This is a genomic window from Mycobacterium sp. (assembly GCF_029961025.1).
In the GTDB taxonomy this organism is placed as follows: domain Bacteria; phylum Actinomycetota; class Actinomycetes; order Mycobacteriales; family Mycobacteriaceae; genus Mycobacterium.
The window spans coordinates 67,377-93,612 of the sequence record NZ_JASBVP010000007.1 but is presented as its reverse complement, the minus strand read 5'-3'; the positions used below and the strand labels follow the sequence as shown (position 1 = coordinate 93,612).

General features: G+C 68.0%; 25 protein-coding genes and 3 tRNA genes. 13 read left to right on the top strand and 15 right to left on the bottom strand.

Going from position 1 to position 26,236, the window contains the following annotated elements; translation table 11 throughout:
• The first annotated feature begins 123 nt into the window (after positions 1 to 123).
• The 7 genes from QJR12_RS10120 (at position 124) to QJR12_RS10090 (ending at position 7,493) form a co-directional block, all read left to right on the top strand.
• Positions 124 to 1,482 (top strand): AarF/ABC1/UbiB kinase family protein, encoded by a 1,359-nt coding sequence (locus QJR12_RS10120; RefSeq protein WP_300581509.1) that lies wholly within the window; start codon positions 124 to 126, stop codon positions 1,480 to 1,482.
• The gene (locus QJR12_RS10115) at positions 1,472 to 2,410 is read left to right on the top strand and encodes an alpha/beta hydrolase (RefSeq protein WP_300581488.1); all 939 of its coding nucleotides are present in this window, start codon (positions 1,472 to 1,474) and stop codon (positions 2,408 to 2,410) included. The genes QJR12_RS10120 and QJR12_RS10115 overlap by 11 nt, the downstream gene beginning before the upstream one ends.
• Before the next feature lie 83 nt (positions 2,411 to 2,493).
• A complete protein-coding gene (locus QJR12_RS10110) occupies positions 2,494 to 3,354 on the top strand; it encodes a cyclopropane mycolic acid synthase family methyltransferase (protein WP_300581485.1) in 861 nt (286 codons plus the stop codon).
• Positions 3,355 to 3,520: 166 nt separating this feature from the next.
• Positions 3,521 to 4,384: a cyclopropane mycolic acid synthase MmaA2 gene (mmaA2, locus tag QJR12_RS10105; protein ID WP_300581482.1), complete on the top strand. Its 864-nt coding sequence runs from the start codon at positions 3,521 to 3,523 to the stop codon at positions 4,382 to 4,384.
• A gap of 115 nt (positions 4,385 to 4,499) precedes the next feature.
• Positions 4,500 to 5,408, top strand: coding sequence for a cyclopropane mycolic acid synthase family methyltransferase (locus QJR12_RS10100; RefSeq protein WP_300581480.1), 909 nt, complete (start codon positions 4,500 to 4,502; stop codon positions 5,406 to 5,408).
• Positions 5,409 to 5,564: 156 nt separating this feature from the next.
• Entirely contained in the window at positions 5,565 to 6,263 is a 699-nt protein-coding gene (locus QJR12_RS10095; RefSeq protein ID WP_300581478.1) for a YciI family protein, read from the top strand.
• 3 nt (positions 6,264 to 6,266) lie between these two features.
• Positions 6,267 to 7,493, top strand: coding sequence for a sigma-70 family RNA polymerase sigma factor (locus tag QJR12_RS10090; protein ID WP_300581475.1), 1,227 nt, complete (start codon positions 6,267 to 6,269; stop codon positions 7,491 to 7,493).
• 155 nt (positions 7,494 to 7,648) lie between these two features.
• Here the strand turns inward: QJR12_RS10090 and rplA are convergent, their stop codons facing one another.
• From rplA to QJR12_RS10030, 12 genes are all read right to left on the bottom strand, one after another.
• Positions 7,649 to 8,356 (bottom strand): 50S ribosomal protein L1, encoded by a 708-nt coding sequence (gene rplA / locus QJR12_RS10085; protein ID WP_300581472.1) that lies wholly within the window; start codon positions 8,354 to 8,356, stop codon positions 7,649 to 7,651.
• An 84-nt stretch (positions 8,357 to 8,440) separates the two neighbouring features.
• The gene (rplK, locus tag QJR12_RS10080) at positions 8,441 to 8,875 is read right to left on the bottom strand and encodes a 50S ribosomal protein L11 (RefSeq protein ID WP_300581470.1); all 435 of its coding nucleotides are present in this window, start codon (positions 8,873 to 8,875) and stop codon (positions 8,441 to 8,443) included.
• A gap of 66 nt (positions 8,876 to 8,941) precedes the next feature.
• Positions 8,942 to 9,691 (bottom strand): transcription termination/antitermination protein NusG, encoded by a 750-nt coding sequence (gene nusG, locus QJR12_RS10075; protein ID WP_300581467.1) that lies wholly within the window; start codon positions 9,689 to 9,691, stop codon positions 8,942 to 8,944.
• Positions 9,692 to 9,720: 29 nt separating this feature from the next.
• The gene (gene secE, locus QJR12_RS10070) at positions 9,721 to 10,155 is read right to left on the bottom strand and encodes a preprotein translocase subunit SecE (RefSeq protein ID WP_300581464.1); all 435 of its coding nucleotides are present in this window, start codon (positions 10,153 to 10,155) and stop codon (positions 9,721 to 9,723) included.
• Between the two features lie 124 nt (positions 10,156 to 10,279).
• Positions 10,280 to 10,352 (bottom strand) — tRNA-Trp (locus tag QJR12_RS10065).
• A 140-nt stretch (positions 10,353 to 10,492) separates the two neighbouring features.
• Complete coding sequence (hadC, locus tag QJR12_RS10060) at positions 10,493 to 10,993, bottom strand: (3R)-hydroxyacyl-ACP dehydratase subunit HadC (protein WP_300581462.1); 501 nt, start codon at positions 10,991 to 10,993, stop codon at positions 10,493 to 10,495.
• Positions 10,994 to 10,995: 2 nt separating this feature from the next.
• Complete coding sequence (gene hadB / locus QJR12_RS10055; protein ID WP_300581459.1) at positions 10,996 to 11,424, bottom strand: (3R)-hydroxyacyl-ACP dehydratase subunit HadB; 429 nt, start codon at positions 11,422 to 11,424, stop codon at positions 10,996 to 10,998.
• Positions 11,411 to 11,890 (bottom strand): (3R)-hydroxyacyl-ACP dehydratase subunit HadA, encoded by a 480-nt coding sequence (gene hadA, locus QJR12_RS10050; protein ID WP_300581456.1) that lies wholly within the window; start codon positions 11,888 to 11,890, stop codon positions 11,411 to 11,413. The genes hadB and hadA overlap by 14 nt, the downstream gene beginning before the upstream one ends.
• 49 nt (positions 11,891 to 11,939) lie before the next feature.
• Positions 11,940 to 12,107 (bottom strand): 50S ribosomal protein L33, encoded by a 168-nt coding sequence (gene rpmG / locus QJR12_RS10045; RefSeq protein WP_213441992.1) that lies wholly within the window; start codon positions 12,105 to 12,107, stop codon positions 11,940 to 11,942.
• Positions 12,108 to 12,155: 48 nt separating this feature from the next.
• Positions 12,156 to 12,232: transfer RNA gene (locus QJR12_RS10040), tRNA-Met, on the bottom strand.
• A 35-nt stretch (positions 12,233 to 12,267) separates the two neighbouring features.
• A tRNA-Thr gene (locus QJR12_RS10035) sits at positions 12,268 to 12,340 on the bottom strand.
• Positions 12,341 to 12,459: 119 nt separating this feature from the next.
• Positions 12,460 to 12,675, bottom strand: a complete 216-nt coding sequence (locus QJR12_RS10030; RefSeq protein ID WP_300581450.1) for a type II toxin-antitoxin system VapB family antitoxin — start codon at positions 12,673 to 12,675, stop codon at positions 12,460 to 12,462.
• A gap of 179 nt (positions 12,676 to 12,854) precedes the next feature.
• Here QJR12_RS10030 and QJR12_RS10025 point away from each other — a divergent pair, with 179 nt between their 5' ends.
• The 3 genes from QJR12_RS10025 (at position 12,855) to QJR12_RS10015 (ending at position 15,220) form a co-directional block, all read left to right on the top strand.
• Entirely contained in the window at positions 12,855 to 13,571 is a 717-nt protein-coding gene (locus QJR12_RS10025) for an MBL fold metallo-hydrolase (RefSeq protein WP_300581448.1), read from the top strand.
• Positions 13,572 to 13,686: 115 nt separating this feature from the next.
• Entirely contained in the window at positions 13,687 to 14,520 is an 834-nt protein-coding gene (locus QJR12_RS10020) for a hypothetical protein (protein WP_300581446.1), read from the top strand.
• Between the two features lie 4 nt (positions 14,521 to 14,524).
• Positions 14,525 to 15,220, top strand: a complete 696-nt coding sequence (locus tag QJR12_RS10015; RefSeq protein ID WP_300581444.1) for a crotonase/enoyl-CoA hydratase family protein — start codon at positions 14,525 to 14,527, stop codon at positions 15,218 to 15,220.
• Positions 15,221 to 15,383: 163 nt separating this feature from the next.
• Here the strand turns inward: QJR12_RS10015 and QJR12_RS10010 are convergent, their stop codons facing one another.
• From QJR12_RS10010 to QJR12_RS10000, 3 genes are all read right to left on the bottom strand, one after another.
• Positions 15,384 to 16,427, bottom strand: a complete 1,044-nt coding sequence (locus QJR12_RS10010; protein WP_300581441.1) for a patatin-like phospholipase family protein — start codon at positions 16,425 to 16,427, stop codon at positions 15,384 to 15,386.
• A gap of 153 nt (positions 16,428 to 16,580) precedes the next feature.
• On the bottom strand, positions 16,581 to 17,036 hold the full coding sequence (gene cynS, locus QJR12_RS10005) for a cyanase (RefSeq protein ID WP_300581439.1): 456 nt from the start codon (positions 17,034 to 17,036) through the stop codon (positions 16,581 to 16,583).
• A gap of 82 nt (positions 17,037 to 17,118) precedes the next feature.
• Positions 17,119 to 17,868, bottom strand: a complete 750-nt coding sequence (locus QJR12_RS10000; protein ID WP_300581436.1) for a class I SAM-dependent methyltransferase — start codon at positions 17,866 to 17,868, stop codon at positions 17,119 to 17,121.
• Between the two features lie 62 nt (positions 17,869 to 17,930).
• Between QJR12_RS10000 and recC the strand changes: the two genes are divergently transcribed.
• From recC to recD, 3 genes are read left to right on the top strand one after another with little or no spacing between them, the layout of a single operon-like run.
• A complete protein-coding gene (gene recC, locus QJR12_RS09995) occupies positions 17,931 to 21,188 on the top strand; it encodes an exodeoxyribonuclease V subunit gamma (protein WP_300581434.1) in 3,258 nt (1,085 codons plus the stop codon).
• A complete protein-coding gene (gene recB, locus QJR12_RS09990; RefSeq protein WP_300581432.1) occupies positions 21,188 to 24,478 on the top strand; it encodes an exodeoxyribonuclease V subunit beta in 3,291 nt (1,096 codons plus the stop codon). Before recC ends, recB begins: the two co-directional genes overlap by 1 nt.
• Positions 24,475 to 26,217 carry an exodeoxyribonuclease V subunit alpha gene (gene recD, locus QJR12_RS09985; protein ID WP_300581429.1) on the top strand — a complete coding sequence of 581 codons (1,743 nt, stop codon included), beginning with the start codon at positions 24,475 to 24,477 and terminating at the stop codon, positions 26,215 to 26,217. The genes recB and recD overlap by 4 nt, the downstream gene beginning before the upstream one ends.
• The last annotated feature ends 19 nt before the right edge of the window (positions 26,218 to 26,236 follow it).

Here is a 26,236-nt window from a genome sequence, read left to right as displayed (position 1 = left end):
CACCCTACGGTTGTTTTCGCCGTCGGGCAGCCGGATCGGCACCCGGCGGCGCGGCGGCCGGGCGCACCGGGCCCGGCGGCCGCGCATTGGGAGCCCACGGCACCGATTTGGCACACTGCTGGGATGAGTTCCACCAAACACCGCGAGGCGGCCAAGCTGGGCCGGGTGTCCTTGCCGGTCGAGGCGGCCCGGATCGCAGTGACGGGGTGGCAGCTCACCCGCACCGCAGGCCGCGTCCTGAGCAAGCTCCCCGCTCGCGGCCCCTGGCAATACAAGGTGATCAAGGAGCTGCCGCACACCTTCGCCGACCTGGGACCCACCTACGTCAAGTTCGGCCAGATCATCGCCTCCAGCCCCGGCGCGTTCGGGGAGTCGCTGTCCCGGGAGTTCCGCGGCCTGCTGGACGCGGTTCCGCCCGCCAAACCCACCGAAGTGCGCAGACTCGTCGCCGAGGAGCTCGGCAGCGATCCCTCGGAGCTGTTTGCCACTTTCGAGGAGGAGCCGTTCGCGTCGGCGTCGATCGCCCAGGTGCATTACGCCACGCTGCGCAGCGGGGAAGAGGTCGTCGTCAAAATTCAGCGGCCGGGCATCCGCCGCCGGGTCGCCGCGGACCTGCAGATCCTCAAACGGTTCGCCCAGCTGGTCGAGTTGGCCAAGCTGGGCCGTCGGCTCTCGGCCCAAGACGTGGTCGCGGATTTCGCCGACAACCTGGCCGAGGAGCTGGACTTTCGCCTGGAGGCGCAGTCGATGGAAGCCTGGGTGGCGCACATGAACGCCTCCCCGCTGGGTCGCGACATCCGGGTGCCGCAGGTGTACTGGGACTACACCAGTGAGCGGGTACTGACCATGGAGCGGGTGCACGGCATCCGCATCGACAACGTCTCCGAGATCCGCAAGGCCGGGTTCGACGGCACCAAGCTGGTCAAGGCGCTGCTGTTCAGCCTCTTCGAGGGCGGGCTGCGCCATGGCCTGTTCCACGGCGACCTGCACGCCGGAAACATCTACATCGACGCCGACGGCAAGATCGTGTTCTTCGACTTCGGCATCATGGGCCGCATCGACCCCCGCACCCGCTGGCTGCTGCGCGAGCTGGTGTATGCGCTGCTGGTGAAGAAGGACCACGCCGCTGCGGGCAAGATCGTGGTGCTGATGGGTGCGGTCGGTACCACGCGCCCGCAGGCGCAGGCCGCCAAGGACCTGGAGGCCTTCGCCACCCCGCTGACCATGAAGACCCTCGGCGACATGTCGTACGTGGAGATCGGCAGGCAGCTCTCGGCGCTGGCCGACGCCTATGACGTCAAGCTGCCCCGTGAGCTGGTGCTGATCGGCAAGCAGTTCCTCTACGTCGAGCGCTACCTGAAGCTGCTGGCCCCGACGTGGCAGATGATGTCCGACCCGCAGCTCACCGGCTACTTCGCCAACTTCATGGTCGAGGTCAGCCGCGAGTACAACCCCGATGCCGGTGTCTCCCATGGGCGATGACCCACGGCCGGACACCAGCGGGTCCCTCGTGGTGCGATCCGGCACCGCGCGGTCGGGTGATCTGGAGATCTATTACGAGGACATGGGCGACCCCAACCACCCGGCGGTGCTGCTGATCATGGGGCTGGGGGCGCAGCTGCTGCTGTGGCGCACCGGCTTTTGTGAAAAGCTCGTCGCCCAGGGGCTGCGCGTCATCCGGTACGACAATCGGGACGTCGGCCTGTCCGGCAAGACCGATCGGCGGCACCGCAGCGGACCGCTGGTTCCCCGGCTGATCAAGTTCTGGCTGGGAATCCCCAGCCGATCGGTCTACACCCTGGAGCACATGGCCGACGACGCCGCGGCGCTGCTGGAGCACCTCGGGATCGACCGCGCGCACGTCGTCGGGGCGTCGATGGGCGGCATGATCGCGCAGATCTTCGCGGCGCGGTTTGCCGAGCGGACCCGCTCGCTGGCGGTGATTTTCTCCAGCAACAACCGGCCTTTGCTGCCGCCGCCGGCACCACGCGCCCTGCTCGCGCTGCTCAAAGGGCCACCGCCCGGCTCGCCGGTGCAGGTGATCGTCGACAACGCCGTGCGGGTCAGTCGGATCATCGGCAGTCCCGGCTACCCCGCTCCGGAGGAGCGGATCCGCGCGGAGGCGATCGAAAGCTACCGGCGCAGCTACTACCCGTGGGGGATAGCGCGGCACTTCAGCGCCATCCTGGGCAGCGGCAGTCTGGTGCGCTATGACCGGCGCATCACCGCCCCGACCGTGGTGATCCACGGCCGCGCCGACAAGCTGATGCGGCCCTCCGGTGGACGGGCGGTGGCACGTGCCATCCGCGGCGCCCGCCTGCTGCTGCTCGACGGCATGGGCCACGAGCTGCCCGAGCAACTCTGGGATCTGGTCATCGGCGAGCTGAAGAGGAATTTCGCCGAGGGGTGACGTCACCGGCGCCCACGCCGCCCGAGCACCCCGTTGGGGTCGTCGCTTGATCGCGGCCGCCGCGTACGGAACGATTGCCCAGCGTGTCCAAATTAGAGCCGCGCTACGCGTTACTGCAGTCGATCTACGACATTTCCAACGAGTTCTTCGAGCTGTTCTTGGGGCCCACGATGGGCTACACCTGCGGGTATTTCGAGCGCCCCGACATGACCCTCGACGAGGCCCAAAACGCCAAGTTCGATCTGGCGCTGGGAAAACTGGGGCTTCAGCCGGGGATGACGCTGCTGGACATCGGCTGCGGGTGGGGCGGCGGGATGCAGCGGGCGCTCCAGAACCACGACGTCAACGTCATCGGGCTCACGCTTAGTGAACGTCAGCGCGAATACGCCGAGGCGAAGCTGGCCGAGATCGCGACGACGCGCCACGTCGACGTGCGGTTGCAGGGCTGGGAAGAATTCGACGAGCCGGTCGACCGGATCGTGTCCATCGGCGCATTCGAGCATTTCCGCCACGAGCGCTATCCCGATTTCTTCACGATGGCCTACCGCGCGCTACCCGAGGACGGGTCGATGCTGCTGCACACCATCACCGCGATCACCCAGGACGAATGCAACAGCCGCGGCCTGCCGCTGACCTTGGGGATGGCCCGCTTCGTTCGGTTCATTTGCACCGAGATCTTCCCCGGTGGTCAGCTGCCGACGGTGGCCATGGTCATCGAGCACGCCACCCGGGCCGGGTTCACCGTGACCGGGGTGCAGGAGCTCGGGCAGCACTACCCGCGGACCCTGTCGCTGTGGGCCGACGCGTTGCAGGCGCACCGCGACCAGGCCCTCGCGGCGCAGTCGCAGGAGGTCTATGACCGCTATGTGAAGTACCTCACCGGCTGTGGGAGCTTGTTTGCCGACGGGTATACCAACGTCCACCAGTTCACGCTGCACAAGTAGTGGCGTAAAACGCGCTCGCCGCGTGGGCCTTCGCGGTTAGGTTAGGCGGCTTGGGCGGAATCGGCTAGCATGCCTGCAACGCCCGTTGGGGTGGATCAGAGTGGTTTCGCGGGGCCCTCGTCGACCCACCGACGGGCCCTAGACCCCGGAAAGGCGTGCGACAGTCATGGCCGAGAAGCTGCGGCCGCACTTCGAGGATGTGCAGGCCCACTACGACTTATCCGACGACTTCTTTCGGCTGTTCCTGGACCCCACCCTGACGTACAGTTGCGCGTACTTCGAGCGCGCGGACATGACCCTGCAAGAGGCCCAGATCGCCAAGATGGACCTGGCGTTGGGAAAACTGGGTCTGCAACCGGGCATGACGCTGTTGGATGTCGGGTGCGGGTGGGGGGGCACGATGCGTCGCGCGATCGAGCGATATGACGTGAACGTCGTCGGCCTGACATTGTCCAAGAACCAGGCCGCCCACGTGCAGAAGATGTTTGACGAGATGGACAGCCCGCGCAGCAGGCGGGTGCTGCTGGCGGGCTGGGAACAGTTCGACGAGCCCGTGGACCGGATCGTCTCCATCGGCGCGTTCGAGCACTTCGGACACGACCGCTACGACGACTTCTTTGCCATGGCCTACCGCATCATGCCCCACGACGGGGTGCTGCTGCTGCACACGATCACCGGGCTGACCGGGCCGCAGATGGTCGAACGTGGCCTGCCGTTGACCTTCGAGTTGGCCCGCTTCATGAAGTTCATCCTCACCGAGATCTTCCCCGGGGGGCGGCTGCCGTCGATCGAGAAGGTGCGGGAGCACTCGGCTAAAGCGGGTTTTACGCTGACCCGCATGCAGTCGCTGCAGCCGCACTACGCCATGACCCTCGACCACTGGGCTGCCGCCCTAAAGGCACACCGGAGCGAGGCCGTCGCGATCCAGTCCGAAGAGGTCTACGAGCGATATATGAAGTACCTGACCGGCTGCGCCAAGGGTTTTCGAATTGGTTACATAGACGTCAACCAATTCACGCTGGAAAAGTAGTTCCGGCTTCGCTTCTCGGGTATTCCGTGTCATGCCGGCACCCGCCGGAACACCGTTGGGTAGGGTTACATATCAGTGGCAACTCGTGGTGCGTAGCCGCCGAGCATCCAGGAGAATGACAACGACAATGTCTGACACCCCCAGCACCACCGCGCGGCTTCGGACACGCTGCGAAGACATTGAGGCGCATTACGATTTATCCGACGATTTCTTCGGGCTATTCCAGGATCCGAGCCGCACCTACAGCTGCGCCTATTTCGAACACGATGGCATGACCCTCGAAGAGGCCCAGATCGCCAAGATCGACCTGAACCTGGACAAACTGGACCTGCGGCCGGGCATGACGCTGTTGGACATCGGCTGCGGCTGGGGTTCCACCATGAAGCGGGCCATCGAAAAGTACGACGTCAACGTGATCGGTCTGACCTTGTCGAAAAACCAGCTGGCCCGCTCCCGGCAGGTGCTCGACGCGATCGACACCGATCGATCACACCGGGTGCTGCGGTGTGGCTGGGACCAGTTCAGCGAACCCGTCGACCGGATCGTCTCCATCGAGGCCTTCGAGCACTTCGGTTTCGAAAACTACGACGATTTTTTCAAGAATTGTTTCGCTATATTGCCCGACGACGGGCGGATGACGGTTCAAAGCAGCGTCAGTTACCACCCATATGACCTGCACGCCCGTGGCAAGAAAATCACCTTTGAGACCGCACGATTCATCAAGTTCATCGTCACCGAGATATTCCCGGGCGGTCGCCTTCCCAGCACCGAGATGATGATCTCGCACGGCGAGAAAGCCGGCTTTATCGTCCCCGAACCACTGTCGCTGCGGCCGCACTACGTCAAGACCCTGACGATCTGGGGTGATGCGCTGGAGGCCAACAAGGACAAGGCCATCGAGATCACCTCCGAAGAGGTCTATCACCGGTACCTGAAATACCTGCGCGGCTGTCGGGACTACTTTGCCTACGAAGCCCTCGACTGCTCTTTGGTCACCTACCTCAAGCCGGGTGCCGTCGCGTAAAGATCGCCGAGCAGACGCAAAAGAGCCCATTTGGCGCTCGAATTGGGGGCTTTTGTGGCTGCTCACCGAGACTTTGTCGGATCGCTGGCGCGCTGTTCGTCGGACAGGTAGAGAGTGGGGCAGCAGGTCCCGCTTACTACCCCGGAGGTGACCACAATGCAGTATTTCGCCCTGTTGATCAGCACGGAGCGGGATCTCACGCCCGACGAGCGGGCCGCCACGATGACCGCCTACCAGCAGTTCCACGCCAAGGCTGGCTCGGCGATCCGCGCCGGGGACGCGCTGGCGCCTGCGGCGACCGGCGTGCGCATCACCGGCGGGCCGAACGCGCCGACCGTCACCGACGGTCCGTTCGCGGAGGCCGCGGAGGTCGCCTGCGGGTACTACGTGTTCGAGGCCGAAAACCTCGACGAAGCGCTGGCGCTGGCCCGCGACATCCCGGCCGCCAGCCACGGTGTTATCGAAGTCCGGCCCATCTACCACCCCTTCGATCCCGATTGGTCGCGCGCCGGCGGCCAGTGGCTGGCGCTGCTGCTGGAGCCGCCGGGATCGGCCCTTGCCCCCGGCACCCCGGAGTGGCAGGCAGAGGCGGCACGACACGGCGAATTCGCCACTGCCGCAAGCGATCACATTATCGGCGGCGCCCCACTACACGAGCCGACGACGGCGACCACGGTCCGCGTCCGCGACGGCCAGCTGCTGTTGACCGATGGACCCTACGCGGAAGGGGCCGAGATCGCCACCGGCTTCTATCTGCTGGCCGCCGCCGACCGCGACGAGGCCGTCAAACTGGCCGCGATGATCCCCGCCACCGCGGTACAGCTACGCCAGCTGGCGGGAGTCTCCGGCCTGTAGAACGTGGCCGACCTGGACGGCGTCTTCCGGCGGGAATGGGGACCGGCCGTGGCCGCGATCGCCCGGTGGTCCGGGGACCTCACCGTCGCCGAGGACGCCGTCCAGGAAGCCTGCGCCGATGCGCTGCGCACCTGGCCCCGCGACGGGATACCCGAACATCCCGGTGGGTGGCTGGTGACGGTTGCGCGCAACCGCGCCCGCGATCGGCTGCGACGCGAATCCATCCGTCCCGGGAAGGAATTAGCCGCCTTGAAGGGCTATCTCGACGATATCCGGATGCGCACCGACCACTCCGAGCCGCATCCGGTTCGCGACGACGAGCTGCGGATGATGTTCACCTGCGCGCATCCGGCGCTGGACCGGGCGTCGCAGCTGGCGCTCACACTGAGGCTGGTATCCGGGTTAACCGTCACCGAGATCGCCCGCGCAATGCTGCAGACCGAGGCCGCGGTCGCCCAGCGAATCACCCGGGCCAAAAACAAGATCCGCCGCGCCAACATCCCGCTGCGGGTGCCTCCGGCCGAGCTGCTGCCCGAGCGCACACCGCACGTGCTCAGTTGCATCTACTCGGTGTTCACCGAGGGTTACTGGTCGACGGCGGGTCCGTCGGCGATCCGTGACGAACTCTGCGACGAGGGGGTTCGGCTTGCGGACGAGTTGTGTGGGCTGATGCCGGATGCACTGGAGGCGCACGCGCTGGCAGCCCTGGTGCTGCTGCACGATTCGCGGCGGGCGACCCGGGTGGACGCTGCCGGCGCGTTGGTGCCGCTCGAGGAGCAAGACCGTCGCGGGTGGGACCGTGGCCGCATCGCCCGCGGCCTGCAGCAGCTGGCGCTGGCCGCAGGATCGACCGGTCCCTACCTGCCACAGGCGGTGATCGCCGCCCTGCACGCGACTGCGCCGTCGTGGGAACAAACCGACTGGTCGGCCATCTGCGCGGCCTACGACCGATTGCTGGAAATCACCTCCTCACCGGTGGTGCGCGCCAATCGGGCTCTGGCCGTTGGATTTCGGGACGGCTACGCGGCCGGTCTGGCCGCGTTGGACGCAGTGGTCGATGACCCGCGGTTGGCTCGCTCAAGCCTGGTGCCGTCGATCCGCGCCGACCTGCTTCGCCGTGACGGTCGGCCCGCCGAGGCGCTGCCCTGGTACCGGCAGGCGCTGTCGGTCAGCGGTTCTGAGCCGGCACGGGCGTTTCTGCGGCGCCGCATCGCCGAGTGCGGCGGCTAACTCAGCGCGAAAGTGCGGCCTGCGGCGCCACCGGCGCCTTGCCCTACGCCTCCGGGCTCGATGGTCGGCTGCGGCCTGCGGCGCCACCGGCGCCTTGCCCTACGCCTCCGGGCTCGATGGTCGGCTGCGGCCTGCGGCGCCACCGGCGCCTTGCCCTACGCCTCCGCGAAGTGGCGGGTGATCGACGGGTCGACCGGAATACCCGGACCGGTCGTCGTCGATATGGTGACCTTCTTCAGGTAGCGCCCCTTTGACGTCGACGGCTTGAGCCGCAGGATCTCGTCGAGCGCGGCGCCGTAGTTCTCCGCGAGGCGCTTCTCGTCGAATGAGGCTTTTCCGATGACGAAGTGCAGATTAGCCTGCTTGTCGACCCGGAAGTTGATCTTGCCGCCCTTGATGTCGGCGATGGCTTTGGCGACGTCGGTGGTGACGGTGCCGGTCTTAGGGTTGGGCATCAGGCCGCGCGGGCCCAGCACCCGGGCGACCCGGCCCACTTTGGCCATCTGATCGGGTGTGGCGATGGCGGCATCGAACTCCAGCCAGCCCCCCTGGATCTTCTCGATCAGGTCGTCACTGCCCACGGCATCGGCCCCGGCGGCCTCGGCTTCGGCGGCCTTCTCGCCCACCGCGAACACCGCAACGCGGGCGGTCTTGCCGGTGCCGTGCGGCAGATTGACCGTGCCGCGGACCATCTGATCGGCTTTACGCGGGTCGACACCGAGCCGGACGGCCACTTCCACGGTGGCGTCTTGATTCTTCGACGACGTCTCTTTGGCCAGCCTGGCCGCTTCCAGCGGGGTGTAGAGCTTGGTGCGGTCGACCTTCTCGGCGGCCGCCCGATATGCCTTGCTCTTCTTACTCATCTGCTTCTCTGCTTCCAATCTGCGTTGGCTGTGGTGACGGTGCGGGCCGAAGCTGGCCCTCCCACGGGTTTAAGTTGTCCGGGGCTACTCGACGGCAATGCCCATCGAGCGAGCCGTCCCGGCGATAATTTTCGCAGCGGCGTCGATGTCGTTGGCGTTGAGATCGGCCATCTTGGTCTGGGCGATCTCGCGAACCTGATCCCAGCTGACCTTGGCGACCTTGGTCCGGCTCGGGTCGGCCGAACCCTTGGGCACACCCGCGGCCTTCAGCAGCAACTTGGCGGCGGGCGGGGTCTTAAGCGCAAAGGTGAAGCTGCGATCTTCGTAGACGGTGATCTCCACCGGGATGACATTGCCGCGCTGGCTTTCGGTCGCGGCGTTGTACGCCTTGCAAAACTCCATGATATTGACGCCATGCTGACCGAGCGCCGGGCCGACCGGCGGTGCGGGATTGGCCTGACCCGCCTCAATCTGCAGCTTGACCAGCCCAACGACCTTTTTCTTTTTCTTCGGGGGCATCGGCTGTGGTGTTCCTTCCCTCTCTGCGTGCCGACACACCGGCGAGCCGGAGCACGGCGGATGCGACTAGATTTTCGCGACCTGGCTAAAGGTGAGCTCCACGGGTGTTTCCCGGCCGAAGATGGACACCAACACCTTGAGCTTCTGCTGCTCGGCGTTGACCTCGCTGATCGTGGCCGGCAAGGTCGCAAACGGTCCGTCCATGACGGTGACCGACTCACCCACCTCGTAGTCGACTTCGACGACCGGGCGTTCCAGCCCACCCTCAGCGGTGGCCGCAGCAGTGGCGGCGGCGCCCTTGGCGGTCTTTCTCGCCTGCCCCTGCGGGAGCAGGAACTTCACCACGTCATCCAGCGACAGCGGCGACGGACGCGAAGTCGCACCGACGAACCCGGTGACACCGGGGGTGTTGCGCACCGCAGCCCATGACTCGTCGGTCAAATCCATGCGCACCAGGATGTAGCCGGGCAGCACTTTGCGGTTAACCAGCTTGCGCTGGCCGTTTTTGATCTCGGTGACTTCCTCGGTGGGCACCTCCACCTGGAAGATATAGTCGCCGACATCCAGGTTTTGTACGCGGGTCTCGAGGTTGGCTTTCACCTTGTTCTCGTAGCCCGCGTAGGAATGGATGACATACCATTTACCCGGCTTTTTGGCCAGCTCGGCCTTCAGGGCGGCCGCCGGGTCGAGTTCTTCGGCCGGCCCGGCGCTCGACTCGGTTGCAGCCTCCCCACCCGCGTCGACCACCACATCCGGGCCGGTCTCCGACACCTCGACCGCCTGCCCCGCGCGGGTATCGTCCTCGAAGGTAGTCACAGCTCTCGTCCTCCCTTAGCCTGCGCGCCTCACCCGAACACCAGCATCACCAGCTTGGCGAGGCCAAAATCCGCCAGGCCGATCAACGCCACCATGAACGCCAGGAACACCAGGACCACCGAGGTGTACGTGATCATCTGCTTGCGGTTGGGCCAGATCACCTTGCGCATTTCGGCGACGACCTGGCTCAGGTAGTTATAGACGAAGGCTATCGGGTTAACCGACGGGCGCGCTGGTTTTTTAGCCTTCTCGGCCGTCCGGGTCGTGGTGCCGGCACCGTTCTTGGAAACGTCGACCGCGGCCGACGGCCCCGGGCCGTCAGCACCGTCCGCCCGGGTCCGCTGGCGGGTGCGCTTACCGGTGGGGCGCTGTGGCCGCGTCACCACGGCCGTTTGACCACCCTCGCGGATCTCCCCCGTGCTGCCATCGCGGGCGGCGTCGGCACCGTCGCGCTCGTCGCTCACCGCATGCTCCTTCGTTCGCCTCGTCCAGCGGTCACCCTCCAGTGTCCACCTTTGCACGAATCCTTCCGGTCCGGCTGCTCCCAAGGACGATTCGCCGATATCGCCGCCGGGCGTTCGCCGTCAGCAGGGGCGACAGGACTTGAACCTGCAACCTGCGGTTTTGGAGACCGCTGCTCTGCCAGTTGAGCTACGCCCCTTCACGGTTGGCGGGCCAACCTGCGGGGCTTTACAAGACGCGCGCGCTCCCCGTTCGACAGTCACGGGCAGCGCGCAGGTGGCGGGAAAACCCCGGGGTCCGAGTGTACATCGACGCACACCTGCTTACTAATCACACTAATCACGCGGTTCTGACGACCTGGCCGGACTCCATGTCCCACCTAAGCTGGACCGAGTCGGTGGCCTCGTGGCCCATCATCGTGGTGTAGGCCTCCAGCACCACCTCTCCGGCGTCGTTGGTGCAGATATTCCGGGTGACGACGATGTCGGCGCCGAACCGCTCGTCGACGGAGTGGATCTCCATCCGGGCATGCAACACATCACCGGCCACGATCGGCTTGTGGTAGATAAACCGCTGATCCACCTGGACGATCTGCATCGTCTCGTAGCCGGTATCGACATGCCGGAAGAAATCCGCCTGGACCAGCTTCGCGAAGATCGTGGTGAACGTCAGGGGGGCGACGAGGCCGGGGTACCCGAGTTCGGCGGCGGCCTCCTCGTCCAGACAGGCCGGGTCGTCGGCCTTGATCGCCTTGGTGAACTCCCGGATCTTCTCCCGGCCCACCACGTAGGTGTCCGGATACGTCCACACCATCCCGCGGATGTCGGTTTTGATCGCCATGGTTACGCCAGCTTCGCCGACGCGATCGCCCGCCCGAAGATCTTCTTGCCGCCGGTGGTGGCGGTGAGCGCTATCGTCACCGACTTGGTCTCGGGATCGACCGACTTGACCCGGCCGTTGAAGGTGATCTCCGCCCCCTTGCCGTCGTTGGGCACCGGCACCACGGCGGTGAACCGCACGTTGTACTCGGTCACCGCCCCCGGGTCGCCGACCCAGGAGGTGACGTAACCCCCACCGATGCCCATGGTCAGCATGCCGTGCGCGATCGCGGTGTCCAGGCCGACCATCTTGGCGATCTCGTCGTCCCAGTGGATCGGGTTGAGGTCGCCGGAAACCCCGGCATAGTTCACCAAGTCCTGCCGGGTCAACGAATACACCCTCTCGGGAAGCTGGTCACCCACCTTAACGGAACTGAACTCACGCCGTGGCATCGCTGAAACCCTCTTCTCCTTCGTCGCCGGCACGACCCGCCAGGGTCGTGTAGGTCTCCATCACAACCTCGCCCATATCGTTGGTGCAGATGTTCTTGGTGACGATGATGTCGGTGCCGTGCGCCTTGCGCACCGAATCCACATAGACGTCGCAGTAGAGCTTGTCGCCCGCCTGGATCGGCTTGAGGTACTTGAGCACCTGGTCCACCTGAACGATCTGGGCCTCGCGGATCGCGATGTTCGCGTTCTCGAAGAACGCCGACTGGGCCTGGTAGCCGAACACCGAGATGAACGTCAGCGGCGCCACCAGCCCGCTATAGCCGAGCTCAGCGGCGGCCTTGTCCTCGAAAAACGCCGGATCCTCGTTTTTGACCGCCGCCGCATACTCGCGGATCTTCTCGCGCTCCACCTCGTAATGGTCGGGATAACGGTAATGCATCCCGACGATGTTTTCGGATAAAGCCACCGCGCTAGAACCTGCCCACTCGCCCTTGTCAATCACTCGCGGGTCGCCGCTACCGGGTCTCGCGGTGGGGTTGATGCTTCCCGCAGTTCGGGCAGAACTTCTTCAGCTCCAGCCGGTCGGGGTCGTTGCGACGGTTCTTTTTCGTGATGTAATTGCGGTGCTTGCACACCTCGCACGCCAAGGTGATCTTCGGCCGCACATCGGTCTTGGAGGCCATGTCAGTCCCCTTTGTCCCCTGTCACTGCTTTCACTGCCACAGCTTGTCTGGTAGCGATGGCCGGACTCGAACCGGCGACCTAACGATTATGAGTCGTTCGCTCTAACCGACTGAGCTACATCGCCTCGGTGCCCGCCGCCCGCCTGCTCGGCGTCCGCCGAGCCCCCTAACGGAATCGAACCGTTGACCTTTTCCTTACCATGGAAACGCTCTGCCGACTGAGCTAAGGGGGCGTCACCCGTCGCGACCGGCCGACTCACGCCGCGGGCCTAAAAGAGGGTACAGCCTGGCCGCTGACGCCACCAAACCATGTGGGTGGCGCCGGCCGTTACCCGACCCCGGGAGAGCTGGATTACGCGGTGTCGCCGGACCGTTTGGGACGCAGGGCCTCCAGGGTGCTGAATTCGTCTACTTCCTCATCCAGCGGAGAACCCGAAGCGTCGGAGCCGTGGACGAGGCTCCGCAGCGCGAGATTGACGGCTTCCCGCGCGCCATGCAGGTGGTATCGGCGAATAACCTCGTCGACGAGCTCTTCGTCGATCTCGATTTCAACCTTCCGCTGCGCCATAGGCTAACGATACCCAGCCGCTCAGCCGCGGGTCAGGCAAACCTTACGGTTCGGCCACCCACACCGGGATGGGACGCCGTGCCGGGGCCGGGTAGCCCGCCTCCCGCTCGCCGCACGACCCCGCCGGCGGTCCGCATCGTGGCTGGCTGGGGTGGGCGTTCGTACCCTACGCTGAGGACGTGGAGCGGCTCTATTTCCGGCAACTGTTATCCGGGCGGGATTTCGCGGTCGGTGACGCGCTGGCAACGCAGATGCGCAATTTCGTCTACCTGATTGGGGACCGTCGCACCGGTGCAGCCGTGGTGGTCGACCCCGCGTATGCCGCCGGGGATCTGGTCGACGCCCTCCAGGCCGACGGGATGCGCCTGGCCGGGGTGCTGGTCACCCATCACCACCCCGACCATGTGGGCGGCTCGCTGATGGGTTTCCGGCTGGGTGGGCTGGTCGAGCTGCTGGAGCGCGCTAACGTGCCCGTCCATGTGAATGCCCACGAAGCACCGTGGGTCTCGCGGGTCACCGGGGTTGCCATGAGCGACTTGACCACTCATGAGCACCGCGACAAGGTCGCCGTCGGCGATATCGAGATCGAGCTGCTGCACACACCGGGCCACACCCCCGGCAGTCAGTGTTTCCTGCTCGACGGCCGGCTGATCGCCGGTGACACGTTATTCCTGGAAGGCTGTGGGCGCACCGACTTTCCCGGTGGCGACTCCGATGAGATGTACCGCAGCCTGCAACAGCTCAAACAGCTTCCCGGTGACCCGACGGTGTTTCCCGGGCATTGGTATTCGGCCGATCCCAGCGCACCGCTGTCCGAGGTCAAACGCTCCAACTACGTTTACCGCGCCGCGAACCTCGACCAGTGGCGAACGTTGATGGGCGGCCCGGGACGCTGATCTCCCGCCTGATTTCCCGCCCGGCGCGCCGTCACGCACCCGGGTGGCGGTCGATCAGCGAATTCTTCGCCGCTGACGGTCATCGATGGTGTGGTATAAGCGGAGGGTGCAACCGATGGGGTGGTTCCAAGACCGTTGGCACGACGTGGCCCACGCCGGATCGGGCACCTGGCTGGCGTGGGGGGCATGGGCCGCGTTTGCGCTCGGTGTGGTCGCGCTCGTCTACACCAACCGACAGATTCAGCGCAACCGTCAGCTGGCCACCGAGCAGGTCCGGCCCTATGTGAGCATGTTCATGGAGCCGCATGCCGCCGACTGGCACGTGATCGAGCTCGTGGTGAAGAACTTCGGCAAAACCGCCGCCTACAACGTCAGGTTCGCGTTTGCCAATCCCCCGACGGTCGCCGCCTACGAGCAGGCCTCCGACGGTTACGCCGATGTCGTCGAGTTGGGGCTGCCCCAAGAGCTGCCCTCGCTGGCGCCCGCGCAGGAATGGCGGATGGTGTGGGATTCGGCGCTTGACCGTGCCCAACTCGGGGAGGCCATCGAGTCCCGCTTCACCGGGACCGTCACCTACTACGACCGGCCCCGGCGGCCGCGCGGCTGGCGGGTCTGGCGGCGCGAACGGCGACCGCTGCACACCGAAGTGGTGCTGGACTGGAACACCCTGCCGCCGGTTCAGCGGGTGGAGTTGATGGCCAACCACGATCTGGCCAAGCGGGAAAAACAGAAGCTGGAGCTGCTGCGCGGGCTGCTGACCTATTTCCACTACGCCAGCAAGGAAACCCGTCCCGAGGTGTTCCGCAGCGAGATCGAACGGATCAACACCGCGGTTCGAGAAACCCAGGACAGGTGGCGCGCCCGCCAGCTGGACGAGCCCACCGACGTCAGCCTGCCCTGGGGTGAGGCCAAAGAGGAGCTCGGCAAGCATCACAGCGAGCGGGTCTGAAAACGTGAGCGGCCCGGTCAGCTACCGCCGTGACGAGTCCGTTGCGGTGATCACCATGGACGACGGCAAGGTCAACGTGTTGGGCCCGGCCATGCAGGCGGCCGTCAACACCGCGCTCGACAGCGCTGAGCACGACGACGTCGGGGCGATCGTGATCGCCGGCAATCACCGGGTGTTCAGCGCCGGGTTCGACCTGAAGATCCTGAGGGCCGGCGAGGCGCAACCCGCGATCGACATGCTCAAGGGCGGCTTCGAGCTGGTGCACCGCCTGCTGTCCTACCCCAAGCCGGTGGTGATGGCCTGCACCGGTCATGCCATCGCGATGGGGGCGTTCCTGCTGTCCGGCGGCGACCATCGCATAGCCGCTCCCGCCTACACCATTCAAGCCAACGAAGTGGCGCTCGGCATGACCATCCCGTACCCGGCTTTAGAGGTCATGAAACTGCGGCTCACGCCCTCGGCCTACCAGCAGGCGGCCGGGCTGGCCAAGACGTTCTTCGGGGAAACCGCGATCGCCGCGGGCTTTCTGGATGAAATCGTGTTACCGGAGATGGTGTTGAGACGCGCCGAGGAAGCCGCCCGCGAATTCGCCACGCTCAACCGCCACGCCCATGCCGCCACCAAGCTGCGGGCGCGTGCCGACGCCCTCAAGAACATCCGCGCGGGGATCGACGCGATGGCATCCGAGTTCGGGCTGTAGGACTATCGGGCTGTAAGACTATCGGGCCGGAACGCGGGCCGGCCGTCGACCGCCCCGACGATCCTTCACCCGTGCGGCGGGCACGGAGTGAACTCGGCCGGCAGCCGCGTCACCGTCGCCTCCTCCGGGTTGTAGTGTGGCACACCGGGCCGGCCGCGTCACGTCACCCCGAAGGGGGCAACCGCCATCGGGAGTGCCGGAACTGGTCGAGGTATGCCGACCAATCCCAGGTCGCCAAGAATTCCTGCGCGGCCGCATAGCCCTTTTCGTAGAGCTCTTCGAGACGCTTTCTGGGGACGTCGAAGTCGAGCACGCCGATGTCGGTCGATTCCACCAGGATGGTGCGGGCCCGCACCCACGGCCGGCTCAGCTGATGCTGGTCGTGGCCCACCAGCATGGTGGTGAGCAAGCTTTCCAGCAACGATGTCTGATCGAAAAAACGCAGTGGCTTCAGCACCGGCATCACCTCGTCGACGCCCTCGGCGGGCCTGGGCAGCACCGTGATGCCGAAGGTGGGCCAGCGCGGCGGTCGGCCGTCGGGCCGGTCGAAACAGTCGATCGGGAAACTCGTGAGCACCCCGCCGTCGACGAGGCTGGAGGTCCGCCCGCTGGCGCTGGTCACGGTGACCGGCGGATAGAAAAACGGAATCGCCATCGAGGCCCGCACCGCGTCGGCGACGGGCTGCTCATCGGGGTCGAGCCCGTAGGTCCGCCGGTAGTGCCATGGCAGTCGCACCAGCTGCGCGATGGTCACGTCGGCAACGGTGACCACCAGCCGATAGCGCTGCTCCTCGATCAGGTGATCCTCGTTGAGGGCCAGGTCGCCGAAGGTGCTGACACCCAGGTTTTTCAGCTCGCTGCGGATCCACTGGTGGGCGAAGTCGCCGCGGTAGAGACTCGCGCCCCGAAGCAACCCCCAGGCGGGGCCGAGGAGGGGGACCGGCCCGGCGTCGCGCCACTTGCGCAGCGGTACCGACAGGGCGAGTTGTTTGACGTCCTCGCCGCTGAGCCGGTCGCCTTTGGAGGCGGCGGCTAACACCGCCGCCACCACCGAGCCGGCCGAGACCCCGGAAGCCCTTTTGAAGGAATACCCCGCGTCCATCAGCGCGACGATGGCACCCACCAGGCCGATGAACTTCACCCCGCCACCCGACAGCACAATGTCTGCAAACTTCGGTTGCCGCCCGGCGGGTCGCTCGTCTGCCATGATGATGCCCTCCTGTTCGCGAGGAGCTTAGCGGCCGTCCCCAGCACGCACGCCGCGGCGGGGATGCTGCGACGGCGACCGTCGCGGCATCCCGATGGCCGGGCACGGGAACCCCGCCGCCGGCCTGCCGGAACCGGTGCCGTGCGCCCCGCCTCAGCGTCCTGCCGAAACCCATTCGTAGGGCAGGAATTTCCCGTCGAACGTCACCACCACGCGGTCACCGGACGGGTGCGATTTCTTCCGGAGGTCCACGCTCATGTTGATCGCGCTCATGATGCCGTCACCGAACTGTTCGTGGATCAGCTCTTTGAGGGCCGGCCCGTACACCTGCAGGGCCTCATAGAAGCGGTAGATAGTCGGATCGGTGGGGATCGCGGTCGGCAAACCGCCGCGCATCGGCGGCGCGGCCAGCACCGGCACCACGCTCTCGTCGAGCCCCAGCGTCGTGGCGAGGACCCGGCCGAGCTCGGCGGGTATCGGGTGCTGGCCGAGTAGCGCCGCGGTGCTCCACATCACCGGCCTGCCGATGGCGTCGGCCAGCTGCTGCCAGCTCAGGCCTTTCTTCAGCCGGGCGGACACAATCTGTTCGGTGACCTCGTTTCGGTTCATCCCCCCAGGATGCGCCGCGCTCTCCCGGCGGGCTGGCCGGCCGGGGCTGGGCTGGTCATCCCGGCTTGGTCGCCGTGACCGGTCACCCCGGCTTGGTCGCCGTGACCAGGCGCGTGGCCGCCCAGGGTCCGCCGTACCACATCCGCCATCCGAGGTTGCGGTGGCGAACGTCACGCCAACCGAGTCTGCGCAAGTACAAGGCGTGTTCGCGCGTTCCCCACAGGTCGGCGATGGCCAGGCGGCCGCCCGGGCGCAGCACGCGTGCCGCTTCGTGGAGGGCTTGCTCCCGGCCGCCGGGGGTGCGGATGTTGTGGATCGCCAAGTTGCTGACGACGACGTCGACACTGCCGTCGGCGAACGGCAAGGCGGTCATGTCGGCGGTGTGCACCTCGACACGGTCGGCGACGCCCTCCAAGACGGCGTTGGCCAGCGTGGCCGAGGGGGAGTTGCCGGTCTGATCGGCCTGCCACACGTCGATACCGATCGCCCGGCCGTGCGGCAGTCGTTTGGCGGCCGCCAGCAGCACCGCCCCGCGCCCGCAGCCCAGGTCGAGCAGGGTTTCATCGCCGCGAAGCGCCATGCCGTCGAGCACCCGATCCCACACCGCGAATTTGCCGGCCCGGGTCGCGTAGAGGTAAAGGGCCGCGCTGGCCGCGATCCCGGCGCCGGCGGCGGCGGCCAGTGCCGCGGTCCACCGGTTACCGCGGGCCCAGCGGATCGCCGAACACACCAGCAGCGCGGCGCTCGCGCCGGCCACACCCACCGCCTGGGTCCTCGCGGAGACGGTGTGAAACGACCCGTCGATCCCGTAGTCGCCGTGGCGCTCACGCACGCTCGCATCCTATGGGGCGCGCCGGCCGTCGTTGTCGGTGCGGCGGTCTAAGGTGACCCGCGATGGCACTTCACGTTCACCGCGCCGAGCGCACCGATCTGCTCGCCGAACGGCTCGCGGCGCTGCTGGCCGACCCGCCGCCCGACCCGTTTGCCCAGGAATTGGTGCTGGTTCCGGCGCGCGGGGTGGAGCGCTGGCTCAGCCAGCGGCTGGCACACATTTTGGGGCGCGGGCCGGGAACGGCGCGCGGCGACGGGGTGTGCGCGGGCGTGGTGTTTCGCAGCCCGGGCTCGCTGATCGCCGAGATCCTCGGCACGGCGCAGGACGATCCGTGGTCCCCGGAGGCCATGACCTGGCCGCTGCTGGAGGTCATCGACCGCTCCTTGGATGAGCCGTGGTGTCATACCCTGGCACAACACCTCGGCCACTTCGACCGTGGCGCCGAGGCGGAGCTGCGGCGGGGCCGGCGGTACGTGGTGGCGCGCCGGCTGGCCGGGTTGTTCGCCGGTTACGCCCGCCAGCGCCCGCAGCTGCTGGCCGACTGGCTGGACGGCCGGGAAACGGTCGACACCGACCTGGCCTGGCAGCCGCCGCTGTGGCGGGCGTTGGTGGCCGCCGTGGACGCCGATCCCCCGCACGTCAGGCAGGAGAAAACCGTGGCCCGGCTGCGCGCCGGCCCGGCCGATCTGCCGGCGCGGCTGTCGCTGTTCGGGCACACCCGGCTGGCGGGCGCCGACATGGAGCTGCTCGACGCCCTGGCCACCCACCATGACCTGCACCTGTGGCTGCCCCACCCCAGCGACGCGCTCTGGCGAGCGCTGGCCGGTGTCCACGGCCCGCTGCCCCGCAGCCAGGACACCAGCCGCCACGCGGCTTGCCACCCGCTGCTGGAAACCCTCGGTCGTGACCTGCGGGAGCTGCAACGTGCCCTGCCGGTCGACCGGGCCACCGACGAATACCTCAGCGGCGCAACCAAACCCGATACCTTGCTGGGTTGGCTGCAATCCGACATCGCCGCCAACGCGCTCCGGCCCGAGGGGCGTGCGCTGCGCCGCGATGACCGCTCGGTGCAGGTGCACGCCTGTCACGGTCCGGCCCGGCAAGTCGACGTGCTGCGCGAGGTGCTGCTGGGGCTGCTGGCGGACGATCCCACGCTGCAACCGCGCGACATCGTGGTGATGTGCCCCGACATCGAAAGCTACGCGCCGCTGATCGTCGCCGGCTTCGGGCTGGGCGAGGTCGCCGGTGAGGCCCATCCGGCGCACCGGCTGCGGGTCAGGCTCGCCGACCGGGCGCTCACCCAGACCAATCCGCTGCTCGCGGTGGCCGCGGAGGTGCTGGCCATCGCCGGGACCCGCGCCACGGCCAGCCAGCTGCTCGACCTGGCGCAGGCCGCGCCGGTGCGGGCCCGTTTCGGTTTCACCGACGACGACTTGGATACGATCACCGACTGGGTGCGGGCATCCAACATCCGCTGGGGTTTCGACCGGCAGCATCGCCAGCCCTACGGGCTGGACCACATCGTGCACAACACCTGGCGTTTCGGGATCGACCGCATCCTGACCGGGGTGGCGCTGTCGGCCGACTCGCAGGCCTGGCTGGGCAGTGCGCTGCCGCTCGACGACGTCGGCAGCGACAAGGTGGAGCTGGCCGGGCGGCTGGCCGAATACGTCGAACGGCTGCAATGCGTTGTCGAAAGTCTCAGTGGCACAAAACCTTTGACAAAGTGGCTGGAGGCACTGAGCGACGGGGTCGCGCAGCTCACCACGTCGCCCGACGCGTGGCAGCACGCGCAGCTGCAGCGGGAGTTCGCAGAAGTGCTGACCCACGCCGGTTCTCGCGCGGGCACCCCGCTGCGGCTGCCCGACGTGCGTGCCCTGCTCGGCCGGTATCTGGCCGGGCGGCCCACGCGTGCGAACTTTCGCACCGGCACGCTGACCGTGTGCACCATGGTGCCGATGCGCTCGGTGCCGCATCGGGTGGTGTGTCTTCTCGGGCTGGACGACGGGGTGTTCCCGCGGCTGGACACCCCCGACGGTGATGACGTGCTGGCCCGCGAGCCGATGACCGGGGAACGCGACATCCGTTCCGAAGACCGGCAATTGCTGCTCGACGCGGTGTGCGCGGCCACCGAAACGCTGGTGATCACCTACACCGGCGCCGACGAGCACACCGGGCGCCCGCGGGCACCCGCGGTGCCGCTGGCGGAGCTGCTGGACGCCCTGGACCGGACCACCCCGGCTCCGGTGCGAGAGCAGATCGTGATTACCCACCCCCTGCAGCCGTTTGACCGCAGGAACGTCACACCCGGCGCAGTGGTGCCCGACAAGCCGTTCACATTCGACCCCACCGTGCTGGCCGCGGCCCGGGCCGCCTGCGGAAAACGCCGCCCGCCCCCGCCGTTCGTCACCGATGCGCTGCCCGCCCCGCCGGTCGCCGACGTGGCCTTAAGCGACCTGTTGGAGTTCTTCAAGGACCCGGTCAAAGGGTTCTTCCGGGCACTGGACTACGCGCTGCCGTGGGACGTCGACCCGGTCGACAACGCCATGCCCGTCGAGATCGACCCGCTGACCGAGTGGAGCGTCGGGGATCGGATGCTGCGCGACATGCTGCGCGGCGTGCATCCGGACACCGCCGTGGAGGCCGAGTGGCGTCGCGGCACGCTGCCGCCCGGGCATCTCGGCTGGCGCGTGGCGAAGGAGGTCCGGGACCGTGCGCGCGAGCTGGCGACGGTCGCGATGCGGCAGCGCACCGGTGCCGCCCAGGCGCACGACGTCACCGTCGATCTCGGCGGCGGGCGGCGGCTCACCGGCACCGTCACACCGGTGTTCGGCGACCGCACGGTGTCGGTAACCTACTCGAAGCTGGCCCCCAAGCATGTGCTGCAGGCGTGGATCCCGCTGGTGGCGCTGGCCGCGGGGCAACCCGGCCGCGAGTGGACGGCGCTGTGCGTCGGGCGCGGCCAGAGCAAAAACCGCATCGCCACGCGGTTGTTCGGGGCGCCACCCGACCCGGCGGGCATCGTGGGGGATCTGGTGGCGCTGTATGACGCGGGACGCCGTGAGCCGCTGCCGTTGCCACTGCAGACGTCGTACGCCTGGGCCCAGGCCCGCCGCGACGGCGACGACCCGCACGACGCCGCGGCGAGAGCCTGGGAGAGCAGAGGCTCCCGTGCGGGCGAGGACAGCCAGCCCGCGCACCGCACGGTGTGGGGCGAGCGGGCCCCGCTGGAGAAACTGCACGGCGCCGACGGCCGGCTGGGCGCGCTGGCCGAGCGCCTGTGGCTGCCCGTCCTGCAGGCCGAAAGGCAGGTGTCGTGATGCACCGCTTCGACCTGTTGGGTCCGCTGCCCGAGGAGGGCTCCACCACCGTGCTGGAGGCCAGTGCGGGCACCGGGAAAACCTTCGCGCTGGCCGGGCTGGTCACCCGTTACCTGGCCGAGACCGATGTCACCCTCGAGCAGATGCTGCTGATCACCTTCAACCGCAACGCCAGTCGCGAGCTGCGCCAACGCGTCCGCAGCCAGATCGTCGAGGCGGAGTCCGCACTGGCCGGCCGCGCCGGGCCGCCGTGCAGCGAGCTCGTCGGGCATCTGACCCGCGGCGATGCCGGCGAGCGGGCGGCCCGCCGATCGCGGCTGCGCGACGCCCTGGCGAACTTCGACGCGGCCACCATCGCGACCACCCACGAGTTTTGCGGGCGGGTGCTGAAATCACTGGGCGTGGCCGGTGACACCGCCGCCGACGTCACGCTCGCCGAAAGCCTCGACGACCTGATCGGCGAGGTCGTCGACGATCTCTACCTCGCGTGGTTCGGGCGCGAGGATCGGGATCCGGCGCTGACCCGCAAACAGGCGCTGGATCTCGTCCGCGCCGTCGTCGACGATCCCTGCGCCCAACTGCGGCCCCTGGATCCCGAGCCGGACAGCGAAGCCGGCATCCGGCTGCGCTTCGCCGAGGCCGCGAAAACCGAACTCGACCTCCGCAAGCGCCGGATGCGCATCCTCGGATACGACGACCTGCTCACCCGGCTGGCGAAAGCCCTTGAGGCAGAAAACTCCCCGGCCCGCGACCGGATGCGGCGCCGGTGGCGCATCGTGCTGGTCGACGAGTTTCAGGACACCGACCCCATACAGTGGCGGGTGCTCGACCGGGCGTTCAGCGGGCACGCGGCGCTCATTTTGATCGGCGACCCCAAGCAGGCCATCTATGGTTTCCGCGGCGGCGACGTCCACACCTACCTCAAGGCGGCGCGCACCGCGGGTGCCCACTACACGCTGGGCGTCAACTACCGCAGCGACCAGCCGCTGGTGGACAGCCTGCACACCGTGCTGGGTGGGGCGGCGCTGGGCCACCCCGAGATCGTGGTGCACGACATTACCGCACACCAGCAAACGCAACGGCTGATCGGCGCGCCGCACCACGCGCCGTTTCGGCTGCGCGTGGTCAAACGCTCCACCCTCGGCTATCGCGGCACCGACAACATCCCGATCGACCGGTTGCGCCGCCACATTCCCGCCGATCTGGCCGCCGACATCGCGCGCCTGCTGGCCAGCGGCGCCACCTATGACGGGAGGCCGGTGCAGGCCGGTGACATCGCGGTGATCGTCGAGCAACACGAGGACGCCCGCGCCTGCCGGGACGCCCTGGCCGCGGCGGGCGTTCCCGCGGTCTACACCGGCGACACCGACGTCTTCGGATCCCAGGCGGCCAAAGACTGGCTGTGCCTGCTGGAGGCGATCGACGCCCCGCACCGCAGCGGGCTGGTTCGCGCCGCCGCGTGCACGATGTTCTTCGGTGAGACCGCGGAAACCCTGGCCGCCGGGGGAGATGCGCTCACCGACCGGGTGGCGGCCACGCTGCGCCAGTGGGCCGATCACGCCCGGCTGCGCGGGCCCGCGGCGGTGCTGGAGGCCGCGCAGCTGGCCGGCATGGGGCGGCGGCTGCTCACCCGGCACGGCGGCGAGCGGCACATGACCGACCTGGCGCACATCGCGGACCTGCTGAACCGGACCGCGCACCGGGAAGGCTCCAGCCTGCCCGCGAGCCTGCCCGCCCTGCGGGACTGGCTGCGCCGGCAGTGCGACACCCGCACCCGGGCGACCGAGCACAACCGCCGCCTGGACAGCGACGCGGTCGCGGTGCAAATCATGACCGCGTTCGTCGCCAAAGGGCTGCAGTTCCCCATCGTGTATCTGCCGTTCGCGTTCAATCGCTATGTGCGCGCCGGCGACATCCTGCTCTATCACGATCACACCGAGACCCGGTGCCTGTATCTCGGAGGCGAGCGCCGCGACCCCGAACGCCGAGCCGTCGAGGAGCTGTACCGCCGGGAGGTGGCGCGCGACAACATCCGGCTCACCTACGTCGCGCTCACCCGGGCGCAGTCCCAGGTTGTGGCGTGGTGGGCGCCGACCCGAGACGAAGCCAACGGCGGGCTGTCCCGGCTGCTGCGCGGGCGGGGCGCCGGGCAGGCCGAGGTGCCCGACAAGTGCTCGCCGGGCATCACCGACGAGGACGCGTGGGAGCTGTTTGCGCGATGGCAGGCCGCCGGCGGCCCGGCGGTCGAGGAATCGCTGGTTGCCGTCCGCACGGTCGACGAAACCCCCGTGCCGACCGACGATTTCGAGGTGCGCCACTTTCACCGCACGATCGACACCGGCTGGCGGCGCACCTCCTATTCGGCGCTGGTGCGCGGTGCGCAGCCCGTCGGCGTGGAAAGCGAACCGGAGATCTCCGCCCGCGACGACGAGAGCGAGAGCGTCATCATCACCACGCCCGGTCGCGGTGCGCGGCTTCCCTCGCCGCTGGCGGGGATGCCGTCCGGCACGGCGTTCGGGTCGCTGGTGCACGCGGTGCTGGAAACGGCGGACCCCTCGGCACCCGACCTGGCCGCCGAACTCGAGGAGCAGGCGCGCCGCCACCTGGCGTGGTGGCCGGCCGACGTCGGCGCCGCCGAGCTGGCCGCCGCCCTGGTGCCGATGCACGACACCCCGCTGGGGCCGTTAGCCGATGGCCTCACGCTCAGGCGGATCGGGGTGCGTGATCGTCTGCGGGAGTTGGACTTCGAACTTCCGCTGGCCGGCGGAGATCTGCCGGGCCCGGCGCGGCGCGTGTCGTTGGCCGATGCGGGAAAGCTGCTGCGATCGCAGGTGTCCGCCGATGATCCGTTGGCGCGGTATGCCGACCGGTTGACGTCGCCCGGGCTGGGTGAGCAGGAGCTGCGGGGCTATCTGGCCGGGTCGATCGATGTGGTGCTGCGGATTCCCGGGCCGCGCTATCTGGTGGTGGACTACAAGACGAACCACCTGGGCGATTTCGCGCCGGACTACTCTTTCGAGAGGCTGACCCAGGCCATGCTGCATTCCGACTACCCGCTGCAAGCTCTGTTGTATGTTGTTGTGCTGCATCGCTTTCTGCGCTGGCGGCAACCCGGCTACGACCCGTTTCGGCATCTCGGCGGGGTGCTGTACCTTTTCGTGCGCGGCATGTGCGGAGCCGACACCCCGGTGGTTGACGGGCACCCGTGCGGGGTGTTCGGTTGGCGCCCGCCGCCCCAGCTGGTGGTGGCGCTGTCGGATCTGCTCGACGGCAACGGGCGGGCCGCGTGACGCCCATCGACGTCGCGGTTGCCACCGGTGCGACCGGACTGCTGCGGGTTTTCAACGAGGCCGGGGTGCTGGACGTCTCGGATGTTCATGTGGCTCAGCGGGTTTGCGCTCTGGGACAGGAGTATGACGAGCGGGTGCGGCTCGCGGTCGCCCTCGCGGTGCGCGCGCTGCGCGGCGGATCGGTGTGCATCGACCTGCCGGGTGTCGCGGCGAGCGTCGGCGCCGACGGGTTGCCGTGGCCCGAGCCCGCGGGGTGGCTGGCGGCGGTGCAGGCGAGTCCGCTGCTGAGGCAGCCGGCCGTGCTGCGTCTGGAGGGCGACCGGCTGCTTTACCTCGACCGGTATTGGCGTGAGGAAAGACAGGTCTGCGCCGACCTGCTCGCGCTGTCGGCACCCGGCCCGGCTGTCGTTCTACCCGGCTACCAGCGGCTTTTCCCCCCGGGTTTCGAAGAGCAGCGCAGCGCGGCGGAAATCGCCCTGTCGCAGGCCGTTACGGTGTTGACCGGGGGGCCAGGCACCGGCAAGACCACCACGGTGGCGCGACTGCTGGCGCTGCTGGCCGAACAGGCCCAGCTGTCCGGACGGGCGGGCCTGCGGATAGCGTTGGCGGCGCCCACCGGCAAGGCGGCGGCCCGGCTGCACGAGGCGGTGCGGCATGAGGTGGCCAAGCTGGACACCGCCGATCGGATGCGGCTGGGCGAGTTGCGGGCGATGACGCTGCACCGGTTGCTGGGCCCCCGGCCGGGCACGTCCTCACGGTTTCGCCACCATCGCGCAAACCGGTTGCCGCACGACGTGATCGTGGTCGACGAGACGTCGATGGTGTCGCTGACGTTGATGGCGCGGCTGCTGGAGGCGGTGCGACCGGATGCCCGGCTGCTGCTGGTCGGTGACGCCGACCAGCTCGCGTCGGTGGAAGCCGGCGCGGTGCTGGCCGACCTGGTGGACGGGCTTTCCGCGCGCGACGACGTGCGGGTGGCGACGCTGCGCACCTCGCACCGGTTCGGGAAGTCGATCGGGGCCCTGGCGCAGGCGATCCGGGCAGGCGACGCCGAACGCGCGGTGGAGCTGCTGCGATCGGCGGACCCGCACATCGAGTTTTTCGAGGATCCGCAGGACATCACGCAGCGGTTGCGGGCGATCCTGGTGCCGCACGCGATCCGGCTGCGGGAGGCGGCGCTGTTGGGGGCCGTCGGGGAGGCGCTGACGACACTGGACGAGCATCGGCTGCTCTGCGCGCATCGCGACGGGCCTTTCGGGGTGCGGCACTGGAACCGACAACTCCACCAGTGGCTTGCCGAGGAAACCGGCGACCCGCCGTGGGCGGAGTGGTACCCCGGGCGGCCCGTCCTGGTGACCAGGAACAGCGTCGGGCTGGGCGTCTACAACGGCGACACCGGCGTGGTGGTTGCGGGCCCGGACGGTCTTCGGGCCGTCATCGCCGCCGCGGCCGGGCCGCTGGACTTCGCGACCAGCCGTCTCGGCGATGTCGAGACGATGCACGCGATGACGATCCACAAAATGCAGGGCAGCCAGGCCGAGGAGGTCACGGTGCTGGTGCCGTCCGAGGAGTCGCGGCTGTTGACCCGCGAGCTGCTCTACACCGCGGTGACCCGCGCCAAGGCCAGGGTCCGGGTCGTCGGCTCCGCGGCCGCCGTCCGCGCCGCGATCGAGCGCCGGGCGCTGCGAGCCACCGGCTTGCGGCAACGGCTGCGGGCGGTCGACACGGTGTCGGCTTAGGCCTGGCTTAGGCCCGGGC